The organism is Bacteroides hominis (assembly GCF_033042785.2).
In the GTDB taxonomy this organism is placed as follows: domain Bacteria; phylum Bacteroidota; class Bacteroidia; order Bacteroidales; family Bacteroidaceae; genus Bacteroides; species Bacteroides hominis.
Genome location: NZ_CP178829.1, coordinates 3,446,101 through 3,467,932 on the forward strand (window position 1 = coordinate 3,446,101; position 21,832 = coordinate 3,467,932).

The 21,832-nt window shown below is 42.1% G+C and carries 17 protein-coding genes; 11 read left to right on the forward strand and 6 right to left on the reverse strand.

Annotated elements, in window-relative coordinates; all coding sequences use genetic code 11:
• Window positions 1-54 precede the first annotated feature (54 nt).
• The 4 genes from R3O62_RS14390 to R3O62_RS14405 all read right to left on the reverse strand — a co-directional run bounded on the left by R3O62_RS14390 (window position 55) and on the right by R3O62_RS14405 (window position 4,344).
• Window positions 55-1,368 carry a sensor histidine kinase gene (locus R3O62_RS14390; protein ID WP_317472569.1) on the reverse strand — a complete coding sequence of 438 codons (1,314 nt, stop codon included), beginning with the start codon at window positions 1,366-1,368 and terminating at the stop codon, window positions 55-57.
• Window positions 1,365-2,696 carry a sigma-54-dependent transcriptional regulator gene (locus R3O62_RS14395; protein ID WP_005805683.1) on the reverse strand — a complete coding sequence of 444 codons (1,332 nt, stop codon included), beginning with the start codon at window positions 2,694-2,696 and terminating at the stop codon, window positions 1,365-1,367. Before R3O62_RS14395 ends, R3O62_RS14390 begins: the two co-directional genes overlap by 4 nt.
• 153 nt (window positions 2,697-2,849) lie before the next feature.
• The gene (locus R3O62_RS14400) at window positions 2,850-3,560 is read right to left on the reverse strand and encodes a hypothetical protein (protein ID WP_005805685.1); all 711 of its coding nucleotides are present in this window, start codon (window positions 3,558-3,560) and stop codon (window positions 2,850-2,852) included.
• Window positions 3,535-4,344 (reverse strand): metallophosphoesterase family protein, encoded by an 810-nt coding sequence (locus tag R3O62_RS14405; protein WP_005805687.1) that lies wholly within the window; start codon window positions 4,342-4,344, stop codon window positions 3,535-3,537. Before R3O62_RS14405 ends, R3O62_RS14400 begins: the two co-directional genes overlap by 26 nt.
• Window positions 4,345-4,595: 251 nt before the next feature.
• On the opposite strand from R3O62_RS14405, the gene R3O62_RS14410 reads away from it, so the two are divergent.
• Genes R3O62_RS14410 through R3O62_RS14435 form a run of 6 tightly spaced genes read left to right on the forward strand, consistent with a single transcriptional unit; the run spans window position 4,596 to window position 15,249 of the window.
• Entirely contained in the window at window positions 4,596-6,890 is a 2,295-nt protein-coding gene (locus tag R3O62_RS14410) for an ABC transporter permease (RefSeq protein WP_032536049.1), read from the forward strand.
• A 32-nt stretch (window positions 6,891-6,922) separates the two neighbouring features.
• Window positions 6,923-7,597, forward strand: a complete 675-nt coding sequence (locus R3O62_RS14415; RefSeq protein ID WP_032536050.1) for an ABC transporter ATP-binding protein — start codon at window positions 6,923-6,925, stop codon at window positions 7,595-7,597.
• 13 nt (window positions 7,598-7,610) lie between these two features.
• On the forward strand, window positions 7,611-9,920 hold the full coding sequence (locus R3O62_RS14420; protein WP_269109742.1) for an ABC transporter permease: 2,310 nt from the start codon (window positions 7,611-7,613) through the stop codon (window positions 9,918-9,920).
• Window positions 9,921-9,943: 23 nt separating this feature from the next.
• The gene (locus R3O62_RS14425) at window positions 9,944-12,238 is read left to right on the forward strand and encodes an ABC transporter permease (protein ID WP_317472568.1); all 2,295 of its coding nucleotides are present in this window, start codon (window positions 9,944-9,946) and stop codon (window positions 12,236-12,238) included.
• 15 nt (window positions 12,239-12,253) lie between these two features.
• Window positions 12,254-12,928: an ABC transporter ATP-binding protein gene (locus R3O62_RS14430; RefSeq protein ID WP_005805698.1), complete on the forward strand. Its 675-nt coding sequence runs from the start codon at window positions 12,254-12,256 to the stop codon at window positions 12,926-12,928.
• 11 nt (window positions 12,929-12,939) lie between these two features.
• Window positions 12,940-15,249, forward strand: coding sequence for an ABC transporter permease (locus tag R3O62_RS14435; protein ID WP_317472567.1), 2,310 nt, complete (start codon window positions 12,940-12,942; stop codon window positions 15,247-15,249).
• An 83-nt stretch (window positions 15,250-15,332) separates the two neighbouring features.
• On the opposite strand, the gene R3O62_RS14440 is transcribed toward R3O62_RS14435, so the two are convergent.
• Window positions 15,333-16,697, reverse strand: a complete 1,365-nt coding sequence (locus R3O62_RS14440; RefSeq protein ID WP_022011727.1) for an MATE family efflux transporter — start codon at window positions 16,695-16,697, stop codon at window positions 15,333-15,335.
• A 107-nt stretch (window positions 16,698-16,804) separates the two neighbouring features.
• Between R3O62_RS14440 and R3O62_RS14445 the strand changes: the two genes are divergently transcribed.
• From R3O62_RS14445 to R3O62_RS14465, 5 genes are all read left to right on the forward strand, one after another.
• Window positions 16,805-17,467 carry an HAD family hydrolase gene (locus R3O62_RS14445; protein WP_080546188.1) on the forward strand — a complete coding sequence of 221 codons (663 nt, stop codon included), beginning with the start codon at window positions 16,805-16,807 and terminating at the stop codon, window positions 17,465-17,467.
• 72 nt (window positions 17,468-17,539) lie between these two features.
• Window positions 17,540-18,535: a quinone-dependent dihydroorotate dehydrogenase gene (locus R3O62_RS14450; protein WP_317472566.1), complete on the forward strand. Its 996-nt coding sequence runs from the start codon at window positions 17,540-17,542 to the stop codon at window positions 18,533-18,535.
• 14 nt (window positions 18,536-18,549) lie between these two features.
• Window positions 18,550-19,278, forward strand: coding sequence for an alpha/beta hydrolase (locus tag R3O62_RS14455; RefSeq protein WP_032536053.1), 729 nt, complete (start codon window positions 18,550-18,552; stop codon window positions 19,276-19,278).
• A gap of 91 nt (window positions 19,279-19,369) precedes the next feature.
• Complete coding sequence (panB, locus tag R3O62_RS14460) at window positions 19,370-20,191, forward strand: 3-methyl-2-oxobutanoate hydroxymethyltransferase (RefSeq protein ID WP_005777498.1); 822 nt, start codon at window positions 19,370-19,372, stop codon at window positions 20,189-20,191.
• Between the two features lie 7 nt (window positions 20,192-20,198).
• The gene (locus tag R3O62_RS14465; protein WP_005777500.1) at window positions 20,199-21,365 is read left to right on the forward strand and encodes an MFS transporter; all 1,167 of its coding nucleotides are present in this window, start codon (window positions 20,199-20,201) and stop codon (window positions 21,363-21,365) included.
• 80 nt (window positions 21,366-21,445) lie between these two features.
• On the opposite strand, the gene R3O62_RS14470 is transcribed toward R3O62_RS14465, so the two are convergent.
• The gene (locus R3O62_RS14470) at window positions 21,446-21,832 is read right to left on the reverse strand and encodes a diacylglycerol kinase family protein (protein WP_005777501.1); all 387 of its coding nucleotides are present in this window, start codon (window positions 21,830-21,832) and stop codon (window positions 21,446-21,448) included.

Sequence of the window (21,832 nt, forward strand, 5' to 3'; positions counted from 1 at the left end):
CTGTTGCTATTGCGTTGCTAATAATACTGATATCGCATTTTGGAAACAATGGTTTTACTTAAATTTCAGCACAAATTTAGTTTCTTTACCCGGTAATAAAGTGATGCTTCCTCCGGACAGACGCATGATCTGGCGAGAGATACTAAGTCCGATGCCGCTACCTCCCTCTTTGGTCGTAAAGAATGGGATGAAGATATGGTCTGCTATTTCCGGGGGAATGACGGGACCATTGTTCTTGATTTCTATCAGTACCTCTTCCGAATCGTTACAGCGGGCACTGATTTCTATTTTTCCGTCAGCTTGTGTACCAATAGCTTGAATTGCATTTTTGAGCAGATTGATGACAACCTGCGAGATTAGATTTTCATCGGCATAAACAATTAAGTTGGCAGGAGAAATATCTGTATGAAACGTGATGTTTTTGCAAGTGTTCTGATGCCGTGCCAGTTCTACCATGCGATCGATGAAGGCTTTTACATAAAACAAAGATGGTTCGGGAGTGGGGATACGGGTAAAACGTCGATAAGACTCTACAAAAGCTAATAACCCTTTCCCTGTAGTGCTGATGGTCTGGAGACCACTGCGTATTTCTTCGTCATGGGTATCGGAAAGTGAGAGCAGGGTATCGCTCAGTGAAGTGATGGGAGTTACCGAATTCATTATTTCGTGAGTCAATACACGCGTCAGGCGTATCCACGAATCAATTTCCTTTTCGTCCAATTCGCTGTTGATGTCGCTGAGGGCGAGGATGCGTAAATGTTCTTTGCGTATTGTAATATCCGATACGCGAATGGAAAGATTGACTGTGCCCCGTTCATTATTAAAAGTAATCTGTAGTTTTTCTCCGGTACGGCAGAATTCCACCTTTTGCATCAATGTCACATCTACTTTACTCAGTTGGCGGATGTGAGTAAGTACATTCAATCCTAACAGACGGAGTGCTTCGTTATTTTTTTGATAGATGGCTCCATTATCGTTGAGCACTAATACTCCTGTGTTTATACAGTCAAGAATAAGTTCATAGTACTTCTCTTGTTGTGCCGTTTCCGATTTTACATTATATAATATGTGTCCCACCCGGTTCAGTGCACGATTGATGTCCCGGGTTTCGGGTGTGGTTTTTTCTTCCGGGAAGTGAATGGCATTGTCGTTGTTCTCAAGCGCATCGATCATGAAAAGAACCCGCTTGGTATGGATGCGGTATAGAGATAATTGCCACCAGATGCTGAAGATTAAAAAACAGAGGCTCAATATCATCCAAACGAAGTCTCTGTTTGAGTAAAACAGAGCCGCTGTTATGGCAAAACAGAGGCTCACTCCGAGGCGGAACCAATATCGTTCGGTAAGTAGTCTGATGTGAGTCTTCATAAGCCGAACTTTTTCATCTTATTGTATAGTGTCTGGCGGGTGATTCCCAATTGGGAAGCTACTGCCGAAAGGTTGCCTCCGCATTTATCCAATGCCTTCCGGATCATGGCTTTTTCCATCTCCTCAAGTGTGGAAGCTTCGGTTTGCTGTATTTCTGTTTTTTGTACCAATTGAAACATTTCGGCAGGTATCGAATTGCCGTCACAGATGATGACTGCTTTTTCGATGGCATGTTCCAGTTCCCGGATGTTACCGTACCAGGAGTGTGCGGTCAGCTTTTCACAAGCAGATGCAGTCAGGCTGATGGGAGCTTTGTCGTATTGTTTACAGAAACGTGTAATGAAGCGTTCGGCCAGTGGGACAATATCTTCCCTGCGATTACGCAAAGGCGGAATCTCTACATGAATGGTGTTGATACGGTAAAGTAAGTCTTCGCGGAACTCTCCTTTATCAACCATTCCCTGTAGATTCCGGTTGGTAGCACAAATCAGCCGGATATCTACAGGAACAGGTTCGTTACTACCTACCCGTACGATACTTCTTTGTTGGATGGCTGTCAACAGTTTGGCTTGCAGGTGGTAGGGGAGGTTCCCGATTTCGTCAAGAAAGAGAGAACTATGGTTGGCTGCTTCAAATTTACCCGTGCGGTCGGCATGTGCATCGGTAAAAGAACCTTTCACATGTCCGAAAAGCTCGCTTTCGAATAAAGACTCGGTAATTGCCCCCATGTCTACGGAGACCATCGTTTCTTTATAACGGGATGACAGGGCGTGAATCTCCCGGGCGAGCATTTCTTTTCCGGTGCCGTTTTCTCCCGTAATCAATATGTTGGCATTGGTTGTAGCTACTTTTTCTACCAGCATGCGAAGTTGTTGCATAGCACTGCTTTCACCCCAGTACATGGCAGCTATAGAAGGATTTTCTTTCTTTCGATTCTTCTTTTTGCCTTCTTTGGCCTGTGAAGCAGCGTTTAGCAGAGTCTCGACTAACTTTTGGTTATCCCATGGCTTTACGATAAAGTCGGTAGCGCCTTCTTTGATACCTCGTACAGCTAAATCAATATCGGCGTATGCGGTGAAAAGTACTACCGGGAGATTGGGGTATTGGCGTTTGATTTCGTGCAACCAGAATAGGCCCTCGTTGCCGTTGTTGATGCCGGAAGTGAAATTCATGTCCAATAAGACGACTTCCGGATTTTCTTCTCTCAGAACAGATGACAAGCTGACTGGTGAAGAGAGGGTGATGGCTTTCGAAAAATGATTTTTCAGTAATAGCTGCACTGCTGTCAGTACTCCTTTGTTATCGTCGACAATGATAATGGTTCCCATTTAGAAGATTGAAATTTAATTGTTAGCGGCAAAGTTAATAACAATTCTCTATTACAGAGGATCAAAATGAATCTAAATCCGGGAAATATCTTATTATCTCCCCTCCTGACAGGAGAAAGAGGGGAGATAAAATTTCATCTTTTGTTTATGTCGTTATAGCCACTGGAATTTTAATCCGAAAGATAGGCTTAAATAGTCACGTGCCCGTAAGTAACGGTTTGTGGCACGGCTTATCAGCAGCAAGTCGCAAGTACTCAATTCATAAAAGAGTGTGACAGACTTGGTAAAGAAACGACGGTCTTTATCTATGTTATAGGTTAACCGTTGTCCCAAAAAGATGTGGGTACGGATTTTGGAAGAGAAGCCATAGTACCCTTCCGGATAGCGGCTGGGTTCTTTTACCCAGAACTCGTGTCCAAATACCGTATTAAAGTAGAGCCCGCATGACAGAGGTTCCGTAGAAAAGCCTTTCCCCAACTCAAGACTCCAAGGCATATAGTTTTGCTTGAGGGTCATAGTCAGTTTCGTGCGATGTGAGTCATGTTTGGGAATAAATCCCAGAAAAAGGTCGGTTTCCCACTGATCCCTCCGTCCGTAATCCCATCCGGTTCCGAAAGAGAACATGCCCATATTTCCGGCAAACTGTATTTTATTGTGAGTCGGTATCAAAGAGTTCCATCCTTTCCGGAAACGGTGGATGCGTTTATCATATTTGCTGGGCTCCGATTTGGAGACCAGAACAGTATCTTTGGTTTCTTCTTCATCACTTTTGTCTGCCTGTGCCAAAGCGTCTTCCGGACAAAACAAGAACAGTGCCAATACAGTATAAAGAGTAGATTTAAAATTCAACCACTTCATAATCATATCCTTCAGGTTTTATGGTGAATACTAAATAACTGCGGTTTTTCATACAATTGCTGCCGTAATACATTACTCCGTCCTCAAATACATCCGAAGCACTGATACGATGCTCATGGGCTACAGTACAGAATTGCAGGGCTGGAAATTGACGTATATACATTTGAAAGATCTTGGCTACATTGTTATTAAACTGATCGCACAAAGGGCGGGCATGCATGCAAAATACCGTCTTGTCAAACTCGTCCGAACGTTCTGTCAATTCCGCTTCGATAAAATTGAAATCCGGAATCGGATCCGAGTAATCATATTCCATTGCATTCGTATTGAGGCATACAAACTTTACTCTTCCTGCGATAAATGAAAAATTAGTATCTCCAAATATCTTCCTGAATGCTTCTTCTCCTGTTCCCAAACAGTCATGATTACCAATCAAAGCGACATACGGCACATTTAGTTTGTTCATGATATCTCTTTGCCATAGAAATTCGTCTGTTAGTCCGAAATCGCTCAGATCTCCTCCATGCACTACAAAGTCGATGTCGTTTCGTTTATTTACGGCATTTACGAAGTCTACTGTCTCGTCATACCATCGTTGCGAGTCACCCATAGCTATAAAGCGGATAGTGGTCTTATTCAGACATTTGGCTTCTATCTTCTCGATATTTTTGTTATTAATATCTCTTTCGCCTTTGATTTTGACATCGTAGGGATGGTAGTCTATCATGTCGCAACCGGTAAGTAACAGGCAAGAGAGAAAGATTCCGATTATTCCTTTTTTCTTATCCATAAACTATTTTTTTTGAATTGAAAACTCGATGCAAAGATAGAGTTTTCTTCTTGATAAGCAAATATTGTTGTCTAATAAATAGACAGCAGTGTCTAAGAATTAGACAGGTAGAATGAAGATGGTGAAATGCAATGGTTTGATTGTCAATAGATAAATCCTCTTGGCACGCTTTCTGCTTTATAATAGATAAATAACTTTATAATTATTGAGTTACTTCTGTTTTTCTAAAATAATAATATACAGACAGAGATATGAGACAACTTTACTATACTTTCCGGACTCTTCTTAATAGGCGGGGCTTAAATTTGGCTAAAATTATTTCGTTGACCTTGGGATTATTTATGGGGATACTGCTTTTTGCACGTGTTACTTTTGAATTGAGTTTTGACAACCATTATTACGAGGCTGATAAATTATGTGCCGTCAATGTTACAGTGCATTATAAGGATGGTGAAAAGAAAGGTCCTTACCCGACAGTGATGGCTCCTGTTCCGGCTGCTATTAGTGAAAACTTTCCCGAAGATATTGAGTCGGCTACAGTGGTGCGTGTGCAAAGTCGTAGTAATACTTTGTTCAATGGAAATACTCGTTTGGAGCCTAAGGTCATTCTTGCCGATTCTCTTTTTTTTCGGACGATGGGTATTGAGGTCCTAAAAGGTAACCCGCATGAGCTGGGTAATCCGGAAACCATGTTCATTTCCGAGAGTTTTGCACGAAAAGCATTTGGCAATGAAGATCCGATAGGGAAAGTACTACTTTATAAGCGTTCCTTTCCCATGACTGTTAAAGGTGTCTATGCGGATATTCCGGAGAATAGTTCTTTACGCCATGATGTGGTAATATCTTTTGCTACCATCATAAAATATGAGTGGGAATGTGTCAGCTGGACTTGTGGCGATAGTTTCGAAGGGTATATTCGCCTGAAAGAGACCGGAAGTTTGGAGAAAGTGAACTCTCGGATAGATAAGGTGATTGAAAAGTACTTGCCGTTCGATCTTGAAAATGACGGCTTTGGAATGCGCTATTCACTTCAACCGATCCGTGAAGTTTACGCAGAGACTCCCGTTGTACATAAAATGATAATGATTATGTCCTTATTGGGATTTGTTATCCTTTTTATAGCTGCAATGAATTATGTTTTGATTTCTGTTTCGTCACTCGCAAGTCGTGCCAAAGCGATAGGTGTACATAAATGCAGTGGAGCCAGTAGCAAAAACATCTTTTCGATGTTTCTTTGGGAGACAAGCATTATCATTTTGGTATCTTTGATATTGGTCGGTAGCTTGGTTTTAAATTTTGATGAGCAAATAGAGGATATTGCTTCCGCTTCTTTAAGTTCTCTTTTTGCATGGAGAACTCTCTGGGTACCTGTTTGTGTTATTCTGGTTCTGTTTTTATTTGCCGGTATCATTCCCGGATATCTATTTTCCTCTATTCCTGTCACTCAGGTGTTCCGACGTTATACTGAAGGGAGGAGAGGTTGGAAACGGTCTCTGCTTTTTGTACAGTTTACCGGGATGACTTTTATTTTTGGTGTATTGTGCGTGGTTCTTATACAGTACAATCGGATTACAACCAAACCTTTAGGGTATAATGCTGACGGAGTGGCTTTCACTTATCACAGCTTTGATGATCCGGAATCTGCTTTGGATAATCTCCGTCGTTTATCAATGGTAAAAGATGTTGCAGTCTGTTGGTCAAACATAACTTCCGGTTATAGCGGTCAGCCTGTTGCTGATGATAACGGAACGATTGTATTCACAGCCCGTCTGAATGTTTGTTCATATAATTATGCTCCGTTTATGGGGATTCGTATTAAAGAAGGGAAGAATTTGGATGGTCCCAATCAGGTTCTGGTAAATGAAAAGTTTGTAAAGTCTATCCATTGGACTGATGGGGCTGTGGGCATGAGATATGAGGATTTTACAGTTGTGGGAGTGATGGAAGACTTTCCGGTAAGCAGTTATTATAATGAATTAAAACCGGTGGTATTTATGGGGCAACAGGATGTGAATGATTGTTATCACGTCCGGCTCAAGGCACCTTACGAGGAAAATCTTCGTCTGCTTAATAAAACAATAAGAGAAATGTATCCTACTGAAGATATTGTATTTATATCATTACAGAAAACCATTGATAACCAATATTTAAGCGTACTTCGCTTTCGCAATGCCGTGATATTGGCTTTTATTGTTATCTTGCTGATTTCACTGATGGGACTGATAGGATATACTAATGATGAAGTACGTCGTCATAGCAAAGAAATAGCTATTCGTAAGGTGAATGGTGCCGAAGCTTCCAATATATTAAAATTACTTTCCAAGGAGGTCATTTGGGTAGCTCTGCCAGCCGTATTGTTAGGTGCTACAGGAGCCTATTTTATGGGTATTCATTGGTTGGGACAATTTACCGAACAGATTCATTTGAAGGTGTATTGGTTTGTACTGATTGCTTTGGCTATAATGGCTGTAATTGTGATTAGTGTGATGATAAAATCCTGGCACATAGCCAACGAGAATCCTGTAAAGAGTATAAAGAATGAATAAACAAAAATAAACCGATTAAAATAAAAAGGATTATGATACAAATTAATGATCTTAGTAAAGTTTTTCGTACTTCTGAAGTAGAAACCGTAGCGTTAAACCATGTGAGCCTGGATATAGAGGAGGGCGAGTTTGTTGCCATTATGGGACCTTCCGGTTGCGGCAAGTCTACGTTACTCAATATTTTGGGATTACTTGATAACCCGACAGAAGGTTCTTATCAGCTGATGGGGCAGGAGGTAGCCGGTCTTCAGGAGAAGGAGCGTACACGGGTACGTAAGGGTAAACTGGGCTTTGTTTTCCAGAGTTTCAATTTGATAGATGAACTGAATGTTTACGAAAATGTGGAACTTCCTCTCACTTATTTGGGTATAAAATCTTCTGAACGGCGTCAGATGGTAGAGAATATGCTGCGCCGGATGAATATTAGTCATCGTGCCAAGCATTTCCCGCAGCAACTTTCCGGAGGACAGCAACAGCGTGTAGCCATTGCCCGTGCGGTAGTAACTAATCCGAAATTGATCCTTGCTGACGAACCTACGGGAAATCTCGATTCTAAGAATGGTTCGGAGGTAATGAATTTGTTGACCGAATTGAATAAAGAGGGAACAACAATTATTATGGTGACCCACTCCCAACATGATGCTTCGTTTGCCCATCGCACGGTGCATCTGTTTGACGGTAGCGTGGTGGCAAGTGTAAAGGCTTAATAAAGATCACAATATGCTAAGACATATATATTATACCATTCAGACATTACTGCGAGGACGGGGAAACAATATCATCAAGATTGTTTCACTGACTTTGGGACTATTTGTTGGAATATTGCTTTTTTCCCGCGTAGCATTTGAGTTAAACTACGATAGCTATTATCAAGAGTCGGAAAAACTTTTTCTGACTTTACGCACAGTTGTTTCGCAGGGTGAGAAGAAAGAGCCCGTTTATGATAATTACGGAAAACTTCCGGTGGCAATTCGTGAAAATTTTCCTGATGAAGTGGAAGATGCAACTTTGATTGATTTGTTTAGTCGTAGTTCACTTTATCATGAAGGCGAGAAAAAAAAAGATGTAATACTGGCTACTTCTCGAAGCCATGTCTTTTCCACTTTGGGCATTAAAGTACTTTCCGGCAATGTGTCTGAGTTGGACAATGTGGATGCATTGTTTGTGTCTCGTTCTCTTGCCCGAAGTCTTTTTGCTGATGCTAACCCCATTGGAAAGACAGTAATGATTAACATTGATTATCCATTAACAGTTCGGGGCGTTTTTGAAGATATTCCTGAGAACGCTGAATTTCGTTTTGATGGGGTCTATTCATTTGTGACTCGTGCAAAAAGATTTAGAGATGAACGTGGTGGATGGCGGGGTGATATCAGCTATATATGTATGGTTCGTTTTCGCCATTCGGAAGATGTAGAGAAGGTGACGGCACGTATGCCTGAAATGATGAAAAAATATATGCAGTATACTAAAGACTGGTCTGAAGAATTTTCGTTTATAACTCCTTCTCAATTTCATTTGCAAAAAAAAGAATCACGTAAGATTGTGAATATCCTATCGATTCTCGGATTTATTATTTTGCTGATTGCTGGAATGAATAATGTACTTATTTCAATTTCTTCTTTGCCACAGCGGGCCAAATCAGTAGGAGTACATAAATGCAGTGGAGCATCAACTGGACATATATATTGTATGTTTTTATGGGAATCGGCATTATTGATTTTAATTTCTCTTTTATTTGTCATAGTCCTTTTACTTTGTTTTAAACTGGAAATAGAAGACTTGTTTGGTGCTTCATTGGCGACACTATTTGCATGGCGTACTCTATGGGTACCTGCATTAGTAATCATTTTATTGTTTTTACTGATTGGTTTGTTACCGGGAAAACTTTTCTCTTCAATTCCTGTGACACAAGTTTTTCATCGTTTTACTGGATACCGTGTTTCTTGGAAATACCCATTGTTGTTTGTGCAATTTGCAGGAGTTGCTTTCATATTGGGATTATTAATGATTATCCTTTTACAGTATAATCAGGTTATGAGTCGGAATATGGGCTATAGAGTAGATAATTTAGTTATAGGGTGGGGACCATTTGATTCGATGGATAAAATAGATGGCATTCTCCGAGGATTACCTTTTATTGAGACATCTTGTAATAGTGCTTCATTTATTTATGATGGGCATATGAGGCAATCTTTTACTGATATTAATGGAAAACGTTTCATGGGGCGTGTCGAATTTATAGACGAGCATTATGTTCCGAATTTAGGATTACAGATTTTGCAGGGACGTAATGTCCGTCAGGATGGTGAAGTATTGGTAAATGAAGAATTGGTACGGCAAATTGGATGGGTTGATTCGCCTATAGGTCAGAAATTGATGGAAGCTAACTATGAGTGGGGTACTGTGGTTGGGGTACTTAAAAATTATGTGGCGCAAAGCGCATATCAGCCACAAGTTCCTGTGGCATTGGTAAACAATTTGGAAAGGAGATGGGAAGCTAATAAACGGAATCTGATTTTGAAAGAACCATTTACAGAGAATCTTTCGAAAATCACTGCTTTGATGAAGGAAACATTTCCTACGGAAGATATTCAATTCCGATCTGCCCGTCAAGAGGTCGATAATCAATATCAGGAAGTGCGCCGTTTTCGTAATACCGTGGTTGTGGCTTCTGTTGCGATTTTAGTGATCGTATTGATGGGGTTATTGGGGTTTGTGGATGATGAAGTGCAACGCCGCAGTAAAGAAATTGCCATCCGTAAGGTGAATGGGGCTAAGTCGTGGGATATTGTTAATCTTTTGAATCAGAATATTTTCTGGATTGCTTTACCATCCATTTTTATTGGGATTGTATTGGCCTATGTCGTTGGAAACAAATGGTTGGAGCAATTTACCGATCAAATTAGTCTCAGCGCATGGCATTTTCTTTTGCTTCTTTTATTAATATCGTTATTGATTGTAGGAAGTGTCACTGGCAAATCTTGGCATATTGCTGATGAGAATCCGGTGAATAGCATAAAAAATGAATAGTGATGATTTAATATGTAAAAACGATGAAACAATTCTATTATACCATTCTGACATTGATTCGCGGACGCGGAAGTAATGTCATTAAAGTAATATCTCTGACATTGGGGTTATTAGTTTCTATTATTTTATTCTCTCGAGTTGCTTTTGAGCTTAGTTATGATAACTTTTTTCAGGATGTGGATGATCTTTACATCGTAAAAACGGAGTGGGTTGAGAATGGAGTGATTAAAGGGAATGCCGGAGTATATACATTGATTCCGGTAGCCTCTACCATTGCTGAGGAATTTCCGGAAGAGGTAGAAAGTGCAGCTTTTTCGAGTTTGTCTTTCGGAACTACTTTAAAGATAGGCAACCGAAAGTTGAATCGGTCTTTCATTTTATCTGACTCTCTTTATTTTCGTACTATGGGGATAGAAGTTATTAATGGCAATCCGCATGATTTGACCAACCCAGATGTGGTTTTTTTGTCACAGTCTGTTGCACGAGAAGTATTTGGTGAAGAGGATCCTATAGGAAAAACCTTACATCTGATGGTTTGGGGCACTCAAGTTGAAGCTTTGGTGAGAGGAGTTTATGCCGATCTTCCGGATAATGTATCGCTGGAACGTCACGAAATGGTTCTTTCTTTTGCCAGCCATAATAAATATGGTTGGGGACGTTCGGGCTGGACGAGTGGTGGTAATTATAATGCTTTTATCCGCTTAAAAGACGGAGAAAGAAGCGCTGATGCTATCAATGCCGGTATTGATAAGGTGATTGCAAAGCACATTCCTCCTGAAATGAATCTGCATTTACATATGTTTGTAGTACCTTTACGTACTATTCATTTGGAGCAATCTAATGTGCGGAAGACAATTTTAATAATGTCTTTATTAGGATTTGCCATTCTTTTTGCCGCCACTATGAACTATGTACTTATTTCTATTTCTTCACTTTCTCAGCGGGCAAAAGGAATCGGTGTTCACAAGTGTAATGGTGCGTCTGATAGGGCTATACTTTCGATGTTTATATATGAAACAGCTTTGATTATAGGGATCTCTCTGCTTTTCATGGTAGTACTTTTATTCCAGTTCCAGGAAAAAATTGAAGAATTGGCGGGAGTGTCGTTATCATCTCTTTTCACTTGGCACAATCTATGGGCTCCATTGTCGGTAGTTGCCTTTTTGTTTATTATTGGAGGTGTATTGCCGGGAAAAGTTTTCTCTTCAATTCCGGTAACGCAGGTTTTCCATCATTACACTAAAGGGAATATGGGTTGGAAGCGGACACTTCTATTTATAGAATTTGCAGGAGTAGCTTTTATTTTTGGATTGATGTGTGTGACTTTTTTTCAGTTCCATTATATTACAAATAGAGATATGGGGTATCGACCGGAACGTATAGCATCTTGTTGGCATAAGTTTGCTGAGCCGGATAATGCACGTAATAATTTGAAATCGTTGCCTTATGTAGAAGGGGTAGCCACTGCTGAGGGAGGTATGATGTGGCTTGGGAACCGACAGGTGACTGATGAGAACGGGAATGCTCTTTTTACTCCCCGTTGTGGTATATTTGACAAAGATTTTGTCCCACTTATGGGGCTTCGGCTTAAGGTCGGGCAAAACCTCACTGGCGAAAGGCAGTTTCTGGTCAATCAACCCTATGTAGAAAAGATGGGTTGGACAGGTAGTGGCGTTGGTGAAATAATCCCTAATCGAGGAACAGTGGTAGGAATACTCGCTCCTTGCTGTTTTGGTACGCTTCCACCTGACTATGAACCCATAGAAATTGAATGGGGGACTAATTTAGTAAATATGCATGTACGTCTTAAAGAACCTTTTGCAGATAATCTGCGTATGTTGAATAATGAAATGAAAAAGATATATCCACAAGAAGAAATAGAGTTCACCTCTTTGGAGCGGGATTTGGAAAGGGGCTATCGTCCTACAATGATATTTCGTGATACTACTATATTGGCTTTTATAACGATTCTGTTTATCACTTTGATGGGATTGATCGGGTATACGAATGATGAAGTTCGCAGACGTGGTAAAGAGATAGCTATTCGTAAAATAAATGGCGCCGAAGTAAGTTCTGTTTTGCTTTTGTTATCTAAAGATATCTTCTGGGTAGCTATTCCTTCAATTGCTATCGGTACATATGGAGCTTACTTAGTAAGTCAAATATGGATAAGCCAATTTCGGGATACGGTATGTATAAGTATAGGCTGGTATGTAGCAATAGCTATTTGCCTACTGGCTTTTATCATTATATGCATTATTGGGAAATCCTGGCACATCGCCAATGAAAATCCGGTGAATAGTATTAAGAGTGAATAACAAATAAAATAAATTATGATACAGATTAATGACATTAGTAAAGTCTTTCGTACTTCTGAAGTAGAAACCGTAGCGTTAAACCATGTGAGCCTGGATATAGAGGAGGGCGAGTTTGTTGCCATTATGGGACCTTCCGGTTGCGGCAAGTCTACGTTGCTCAATATTTTGGGATTACTTGATAACCCGACAGAAGGTTCTTATCAGTTGATGGGGCAGGAGGTAGCTACTCTTCAGGAGAAGGAGCGTACGCGGGTACGTAAGGGTAAACTGGGCTTTGTCTTCCAGAGTTTCAATTTGATAGATGAATTGAATGTTTACGAGAATGTGGAACTTCCTCTCACTTATTTGGGTATAAAATCTTCTGAACGGCGTCAGATGGTAGAAGATATGCTGCGCCGGATGAATATTAGTCATCGTGCCAAGCATTTCCCACAGCAACTCTCCGGTGGACAACAACAACGCGTGGCTATAGCCCGTGCAGTTGTGACTAACCCGAAATTGATTCTTGCTGACGAACCGACGGGTAACCTTGATTCCAAGAATGGTGCGGAGGTAATGAATCTGTTGACCGAATTGAATAAAGAGGGAACAACAATTATTATGGTGACCCACTCCCAACATGATGCTTCATTTGCCCATCGCACGGTGCATCTGTTTGACGGTAGCGTGGTGGCAAGTGTAAAGGCTTAATAAAGATCAATATGCTAAGACACATATATTATACCATTCGGACCTTAGTCCGTGGACGCAGTTCAAATGTCATTAAGATTATTTCGTTAACTTTGGGACTGTTTGTCGGACTTCTACTGTTTGCCCGGGTCGCGTTTGAACTGAGTTATGACCATTTTTATCCGGAGTCAAGAAACCTGTTTCTGATACAGGCTTCTTACTCCTATGAAGGAAAGCAGGAGAAGCCAAGTCCTTATATTTATGGTGCAATGCCTGCTGCTATCCGGGAGAACTTTCCTGATGAGGTGGAAGAGGCTACTGTGCTGCGTAATGTTGGTCAGCAAATATTTTTTAAAGGAAACGAACGTTTTGATCAACAGCAGACTATTTATGCAGACGATCACTTCCTCCCAACTATGGGGGTAGAAGTGTTGAAAGGGAACAAAGCTGATTTAGTGGCTCCCGACGCTATTTTCATTAATGAATCATTGGCACGACGTGTCTTTGGTGATGCAGACCCTATCGGGCAAACCATGTTATGGGAAAAGAACTATCTGGTCACTGTACGGGGAGTATTTGCCGATCAGCCGGAGAATACAGACCTGAAATATGATGTAATCGTATCGTTTGCCACTTTGTATAAGCGGATGGGAGAGGATCGTGCCGGTTGGGGATATGATATCAGTTACATGGGGGTGGTTCGTTTCCATAATGATACGGAAGCTCCTGAGAGGGTTGCCGGACGGTTACCGGAAATGCAGAAAAAGTATCTTCCGCAGGGGAAGGATGGTTTTTCTGAAGAGTATTCTTTTCAACCTATATCTGAGTACCACAGTAGTCAGCCGGATGTAAGAAAAATGGTGCTTATCATGTCGGTTCTTGCTTTTGCCATTTTATTGATAGCTGCTTTGAACTATGTATTGATTTCCGTATCGTCATTGGCACGTCGTGCAAAAGCAGTGGGAGTCCATAAATGCAGTGGGGCCAGTGATGGTAACATATTCGGTATGTTTTTATGGGAAACCATGTTTATTATATTGTCTGCACTCGTATTGGTCGGCCTGTTGATTCTGAATCTTAGGGAACTGATTCAGGATACGCTGAACGCCTCGGTCGGTGCACTTTTCACTTGGGAGACCTTATGGGTGCCTTTGCTTGTGATAGCAGTTGTTTTTTTCGTGGCAGGAGTGATACCCGGATATATGTTTTCGTCTATTCCGGTGAGTCAGGTTTTTCGTCGTTATACCGAACGGAAGACAACCTGGAAGCGCCCGTTACTTTTTGTTCAGTTTGCCGGAGTACCTTTTGTCTTTGGTTTATTGGCAGTTGTATTGTTTCAATACTATAGTGTGATGAATCGTGAGTTGAATTATAATCCTGAACGGATAGCTGTTGCGAGGTGTTACTTCAGCGATGACGAAGTTGATAATGCCCGTTCTGATATACGTCGTTTGCCGATGGTAGAAGATGTTGCTTTTGCCTGGTTTCCTATTTCCGATTACTATAGTGGTTTCAGTGTCTACAACAGTACAGGAAAGTTGCTTTTCGATGCACATACTTCAATGTGCGATTACCATTTTTTGTCAATGATGGGAGTTCAGCTTATTGATGGTAAAAATTTTGATTCTCCCAAACAGGCTATTGTAAATGAAGAATTTGTGCGGAAGATGCATTGGGAAGACAGTGCGGTAGGTAAACAGGTCAATATTGGGACTTCTCTTCCTGTTGTGGGAGTCGCAAAGGATTTTCCGATACGAAGTGCATATACTCCTCAGGATATAGTGATGTATATCAGCAGTCCCTTTGCTTCCGGAGCTCCCCATGTACGTTTGAAAGAACCATTCGATCAAAATTTGAAAGCTCTCAATCAAAAGATGGGAGAACTGTTTACTACGAAGGATATTGTGTTTATCCCTTTGCAGGAAATAATCGATCAGCAATACGAAGCGATTCGTCGTTTCCGCGATTCGGTAATCATTGCTTCTATTTCCATCCTGCTGATTACCTTGATGGGACTTTTCGGCTATACTAACGATGAAGTCAGTCGTCGTAGTAAAGAGATTGCGATCCGTAAAGTAAATGGGGCTGAGGCCGGAGATGTTTTGCAACTTCTTTCAAGAGATATTTTCTGGACAGCCTTGCCTGCTGTACTATTGGGTGCAGCAGCAGCCTGGTTTGTCGGTGGTAAATGGCTTGAGCAGTTTAGCGATGCCATTGTCCCCAGTGTCTGGTTGTACCTCAGCATAGCATTGGTTGTGTTGCTGTTGATTGTTGTCAGCGTAATGCTACGGGCATGGAAAGTGGCCAACGAAAATCCGGTGAACAGCATTAAATCTGAGTAATGTTTCAAGACTATACGACAGAGGCTCGGTTTCACTGAAACTGAGCCTCTGTCGTATCTATACCAAGCCTCTGTTTCATAGGGTTAGAGGCTCTGTCCGGATGCTTTCTCTTTTACCTTTTTAATATATACCATCAAAATCACTACCGCTGTTATGAAAGCCAATCCGTCAGAGACAGGCATGCTGATCCATACTCCCTTTACACCATATAAAGGGGGAAGCAAAAGTAATCCCGGAAGCAGGTATACTAACTGGCGTGAGAGTGACAGGAAGATACTGATCTTAGCCATCCCTATACTCTGGAAGAAGTTTGATATAACGATTTGTGCACCTACGAACGGGAACATCAACGTGCAAATGCGTAGTCCGGACGATGCCATGTCAATCAGTTCATCGCTGTCGGTAAAGATAGCCGAAACTGTATGCGGAAAAAGTTCACAGATAACGAAGCCGCTGCTCGTAATCAATACACCGACGATGATACCCAGACGGAGCGTATGTTTCACGCGGTCAATCTTCTGTGCACCATAATTGTATCCGACGATGGGTTGCATTCCCATTGTTAATCCCATAACTACCATCACATACAGCATCAGTAGTCGGTTAATGATACCGTAGGCACCGATAGCCATATCACCACCGTATTTTTGCAAACTATTATTAATGAGGATGACGATGATACATGCCGTGACATTCATGGCGAAGGGAGACATTCCTATAGAGAAAATGCTGCCGATGATGCGTTTCTTCATCTTCCAGAAGCCCGGCATAAAATGAACGAAACTCTCTTTGTTACGGAAGTGGCTTACTACCCATATCATTCCGATAAACTGTGACAGGACTGTGGCCATGGCAGCTCCCCGAATTCCCCAACCGAAATGGAAAATGAAGACAGGGGCGATGATAACATTCGCTATAACCGTCACCAATGATGTCAGCATTGCCTTTCTCGGATATCCGGTGGCACGCATCACGTTGTTAAGTCCGATCATGGTATAGGTGATGGGAGTTCCCAGAAGAATTACCTGCATAAAATCGCGGGCATAGGGAAGTGTGCCGCTACTGGCACCGAAGAAAAACAATATCGGGTCCAGAAACAGATAAGCCAGTCCGCCGAACAGCACTGCATTCGTCAGGCAAAGCATTAATGTATTTCCCAAAACATCGGTTGCTCCCTTGATGTCTTTTTGCCCCAGGCGTATGGAGGAGATGGTGGCGCCACCTGCAGAGATCAGCACGCAGAAGGCCACGACCAGATTCATTAGCGGAAAAGTGATAGCCAGTCCGGAGATAGCCATGGGACCGACACCGTGCCCGATGAAAATGCTGTCGATGATATTATAAAGTGACGTAATAGTCATTCCGATGATGGCCGGGATGGAGTATTGTAACAGAAGTTTGCCAATAGGTTCTGTGCCCAGTATACGAGGATCGGTTTGTTGTGCCATATAGTGAAGCGTTACATATTTTTAAGTGCGGCAAAGGTACAAATAATTTGCCTGATTCGATGATTATTCTGAACTTTGCCCACAGAGTTTAACAAACAGGTAAAAGAATGTTTATGGATACAACAAAGAAGATTACCGCATTATTCGATTGTGATGGTGTAATTGTCGATACAGAAGGACAATATACTGTTTTCTGGAATGAAATGGGACAAAAGTACGTAAACGATGAAAACTTCGGTTCCAAGGTTAAAGGTCAGACGCTGGTACAGATTTATGATAAATACTTTGCAGGAGAACCGGAGAAACAAAGGGACATAACCGAGGCATTGAATCGTTTTGAAATAGAAATGAGTTATGACTATGTTCCCGGAATAGTTGAGTTTATAGCAGATCTGCGTCAGCATGGTGTAAAAATAGCCTTGGTCACCAGTTCCAATACAGCTAAAATGGAGAATGTTTATCGTGCACATCCCGAGTTTAAATCCCTTTTTGATGAAATATTGACTGCTGAGCGTTTTAAACGTTCTAAACCCGATCCGGAATGTTTCTTATTGGGAATGACGATTTTCGGTTCCGATTCAAAAGATTCCTATGTGTTCGAAGATTCATTTCATGGTTTACAGGCCGGCAGAGCATCCGGTGCCACTGTTGTCGGATTGGCAACTACAAATCCACGCGAAGCTATTGCTGATAAGGCAGACTATGTGATAGACGATTTCAAAGGAATGACTTACGAAAAGCTGCTGACTATAACTTCACGTTATATCTGATAAGAAAGATTGAATAGTATCTCAGGGAAGAATCCCTTAGCTTTGCATGGTATTAAAAAAAGAGAGAAAATCATGTATAAGCAAACGATTCGCCCTGTTTTATTTCTGATGGAACCCGAAAAGGTACACACCTTGTTGGTTTCCTTCCTAAAATGTTACCGGCATTTGCCATGGTGCAAATGCTGGATACGTCATCTCTATACTTGTTCCGACAAACAGTTGATATGGAACCATCTTACTTTCCGAAACCGTATCGGCCTGTCGGCCGGTTTCGATAAAGGTGCCGAGGTTTTTGATGAATTGGCCGATTATGGTTTCGGATTTATTGAAGTCGGTACTGTCACTCCCGATGCCCAGGATGGAAATCCCCGTCCCCGTATTTTTCGCTTACCTCAGTGTGAATCTTTAATTTCCCGTACAGGTTTCAATAATCCTGGATTGGATATTATTAAACGCCGTCTTGAACAGAAACACGGTTCATATGTTTTAGGTGTAAATATCAATAAGAATCCCTCTTCGGAAGGCGAACAAGCTGTGGCGGACTTTTTGCATTTATACAAAGAGTTATATCCTTATGCCGGCTATTTCACGCTTAATTGGGGATCGGTGGATATTGCTCTGATGAAGCGGGTACTCAAAACGCTGGCTGCTTTTCGTCTGGAACAGAATATACATGTTCCGGTACTTCTCAAACTTCCTGCCGATATAACAGAAGAAGGAATGGATGATGTGATCGACTGTACTCGTCTGTACCGGGTAGATGGAGTGATAGCTACCGGGCCGACCATGGAGCGTACTTGTTTAAAAGGTTATTCGCCTGCACAATTGCAGAAGATCGGAGCCGGTGGAGTCAGTGGACGCGGGATAGGGGAGAAGTCATTAAAAGCCATCGGCTATTTGCGTGCCCATGCCGGAAAAAGCCTTTTGATAGTAGGGGCAGGCGGAATTATTACTCCCCCCGATGCCCGTCGAATGTTGGATGCGGGGGCCAATCTGATACAAATCTATTCTTCGTTTATTTACGAAGGGCCGGGCATAGTGAAAAAGATGATTCAGGAAATTAAATAATAAGGAATAAAGTTATGGAACAGAGTTTTATTGAATATTCATTAGGAAAAGATGCTTTTTCGGCTACTCTTTGGGTTTATCCGGCTCGTAAGCCAGGAGGTAAAGCCATTATTATGTGTCCCGGTGGCGGATTCAATCAAGTAGCTTCAGATCATGAAGGTCGCGATTTTGCCGTATGGTTTAATAATCTGGGTATCACATATGCCGTACTGAATTATCGCATGCCTCATGGTGATGTTGAAGTGATTCGTGAAGATATTCGTGAAGCGATTCGCCTGATCCGCCGCCAGTCGGCAGAGTGGGGAATCCATCAACTGGGTGTTATGGGAGCTTCTATCGGAGGCTATATTGCTGCTACTGCCGCAACTCTTTATACCGGGACCGACCGCCCCGACTTTCAGGTATTGCTTTATCCTGTTATCAGCATGAACGACCGACTGACCCATTTGCCTTCACGCGGACGTATGTTGGGAGAAACTATTCCGGAAAGTCTGAAAGAGACATTATCTCTTGAACTTCATGTCACAGCCGATACTCCTCGTACATTCATTGTTTTGGCTGAGGATGATCAGGCGGTATCTCCTCTCAACAGTATTGTCTATTATACAGCATTATTGAAACATGGGGTTTCTGCCGGACTGCATATTTATCCGGAAGGCGGACATAGCTTCGGATTTCGTGATAGCTTCATATATAAGAAGTTATGGACTGATGAACTGCAAAAATGGTTGCTGACCTTTTAATGCGGACGCGCTAATTTATTCGCTTTTACTTGTATGGTATGAATTAAAAGTTATACCTTTGCGCCCGATTTTTAATTTAAAAAGATTGGATATGGCTGGTTATATATCAGATGACACAAGAAAAGTGACGACTCATCGCCTGATCGAAATGAAGCAAAGAGGCGAAAAAATATCTATGCTTACTTCGTATGACTATACTATGGCGCAGATTGTAGACGGTGCCGGTATCGATGTTATCCTTGTAGGCGATTCTGCATCAAATGTGATGGCAGGCAATGTAACTACACTTCCTATTACTCTCGATCAAATGATTTATCATGGTAAATCGGTTGTGCGCGGTGTGAAGCGTGCAATGGTAGTAGTTGACATGCCTTTTGGTTCTTATCAGGGAAATGAGATGGAAGGGCTTGCTTCGGCTATCCGTATTATGAAAGAGAGCCACGCTGATGCTTTGAAACTGGAAGGCGGCGAAGAGATTCTCGACACTGTAAAGCGTATCCTGAGTGCCGGTATTCCGGTGATGGGACATCTCGGACTGATGCCGCAATCTATCAATAAATACGGTACATATACCGTTCGTGCCAAAGATGATGCAGAAGCAGAGAAGCTGATTCGTGATGCACATCTGCTTGAAGAAGCCGGATGTTTCGGGCTTGTGCTTGAGAAAATTCCCGCAGCATTGGCTGCCCGCGTTGCAAGCGAACTGACTATTCCGGTTATCGGCATTGGTGCCGGTGGCGATGTAGACGGACAGGTATTGGTTATTCAGGACATGTTGGGTATGAACAATGGTTTCCGTCCCCGTTTCCTTCGTCGTTATGCCGACCTCTATACGGTGATGACTGATGCAATCAGCCACTATGTTTCGGACGTAAAGAACTGCGATTTCCCGAACGAGAAAGAACAATATTAATTGTCGTATGGCAACTAAATTATGGACATTGCATTTTATGCGGATATGCCTTGCTAATTTATTGTTGTTCATATCCCTGTACCTGTTGTACCCTGTGCTTCCGGTAGTGATGGCTTCACGTTTGGGCGTGCCAGTCAGTCAGACGGGGGGAATATATATACTTTTTACGCTTGCCATGTTTTTTATCGGCCCGTTTCATGCGTATCTGGTCGATGTCTATAAGCGAAAATATATATGTATGCTTTCGTTTGGGATAATGGTAGCGGCGACTGCCGGTTACACACTTGTGCAAAGTGCCACACATCTGTTGTTGCTTTGCTTGGTACAGGGAATCTCCTTTGGAATGGCTGCTACGGCAGGCATTACATTGGCCATTGATGTCACCAATTCCACTTTTCGCAGTGCCGGCAATGTAGTCTTTTCTTGGGCAGCACGTCTGGGGATGATTATAGGGACAGCGTTGGGAGTGTTTTTATTCCGGACACATGGCTTTGAAACTCTGTTATATGTTTCTGTCGCATCGGGAGCCTTGGGAATGCTGTTTGTGTCGAGGGTATATGTACCTTTCCGTGCACCAATAGGGATGAAAGTTTGTTCGATGGACCGTTTTCTGCTTCCCCGTGGATTTATTCCGGCATTTAACCTGATGTTGATCGCTTTTGTGCCCGGATTGTTGCTTCCTGTGCTTGCCGGTGCGCCAAGTGATGTGCCGGTAGGAGGTGAACTGATACCTTTCTTTGCTTTGGCCGGAGTCGGTTTTCTCTTGTCAGTAATGGTGGTGAGACTGTTTTTCCGTTATGATAACAAGATATGGCTGCAGATAGTCACCGGGTTGATAACTATGATCGGAGCGATGGCTTTGTTGTTTTCTCCTGAAACCGGTTGGAATGTCCCGGCAGCGATATTGATGGGATTAGGACTTGGATTGGTTACTCCGGAATTCTTGATGATGTTTGTCAAGCTGTCTCAACATTGCCAGCGTGGCACGGCCAATACGACTCATTTACTTGCATGGGAACTTGGAGTCGGCTTAGGTATTGCATCTGCCTGTCACTTACATCTCACAGCTAATGAACATGTGGTTTGTCGGGTAGGATTGTTGGCGGCAATCGTGGCTCTGGCTTTCTTTGTCCTGATTACATATCCTTATTTTAAAAGGAAGAAGGTGAGATAAACGATATATGTATATCTGAAAAACAGACTCCGTAGTTTGGTGATGAATTGTCGCAAAACTACGGAGTTCGTTTTTATTGTCTATCCCATGTTGCACAATAAAACCGCAAGCACATAAGGCATGAAGATAATGACTCCTATGATGACGGCAACTATGGCACATATCAGCACTGCACCTGCCGCAATATCTTTCACATCACCTGCAATCGGATTGTGTTCCGGGGATACGAGGTTGACTAATCTTTCTATAGCTGTATTGAATCCCTCCGCTGCCAATACCATTCCGAAACAAAGTATGATGGCTATCCATTCGTTCCGGGTGATACCGAAGTAAAATCCGGCGATTGTTACTGTGATGATTGCCACACAGTGTATCCAGGCATTATGCTCTTTGCTTACAAAACTCCGAATGCCTTTCCAGGCATATCCGAAGCTCTGTATCCTTTTTTTTATACTGAATTTTTCCAT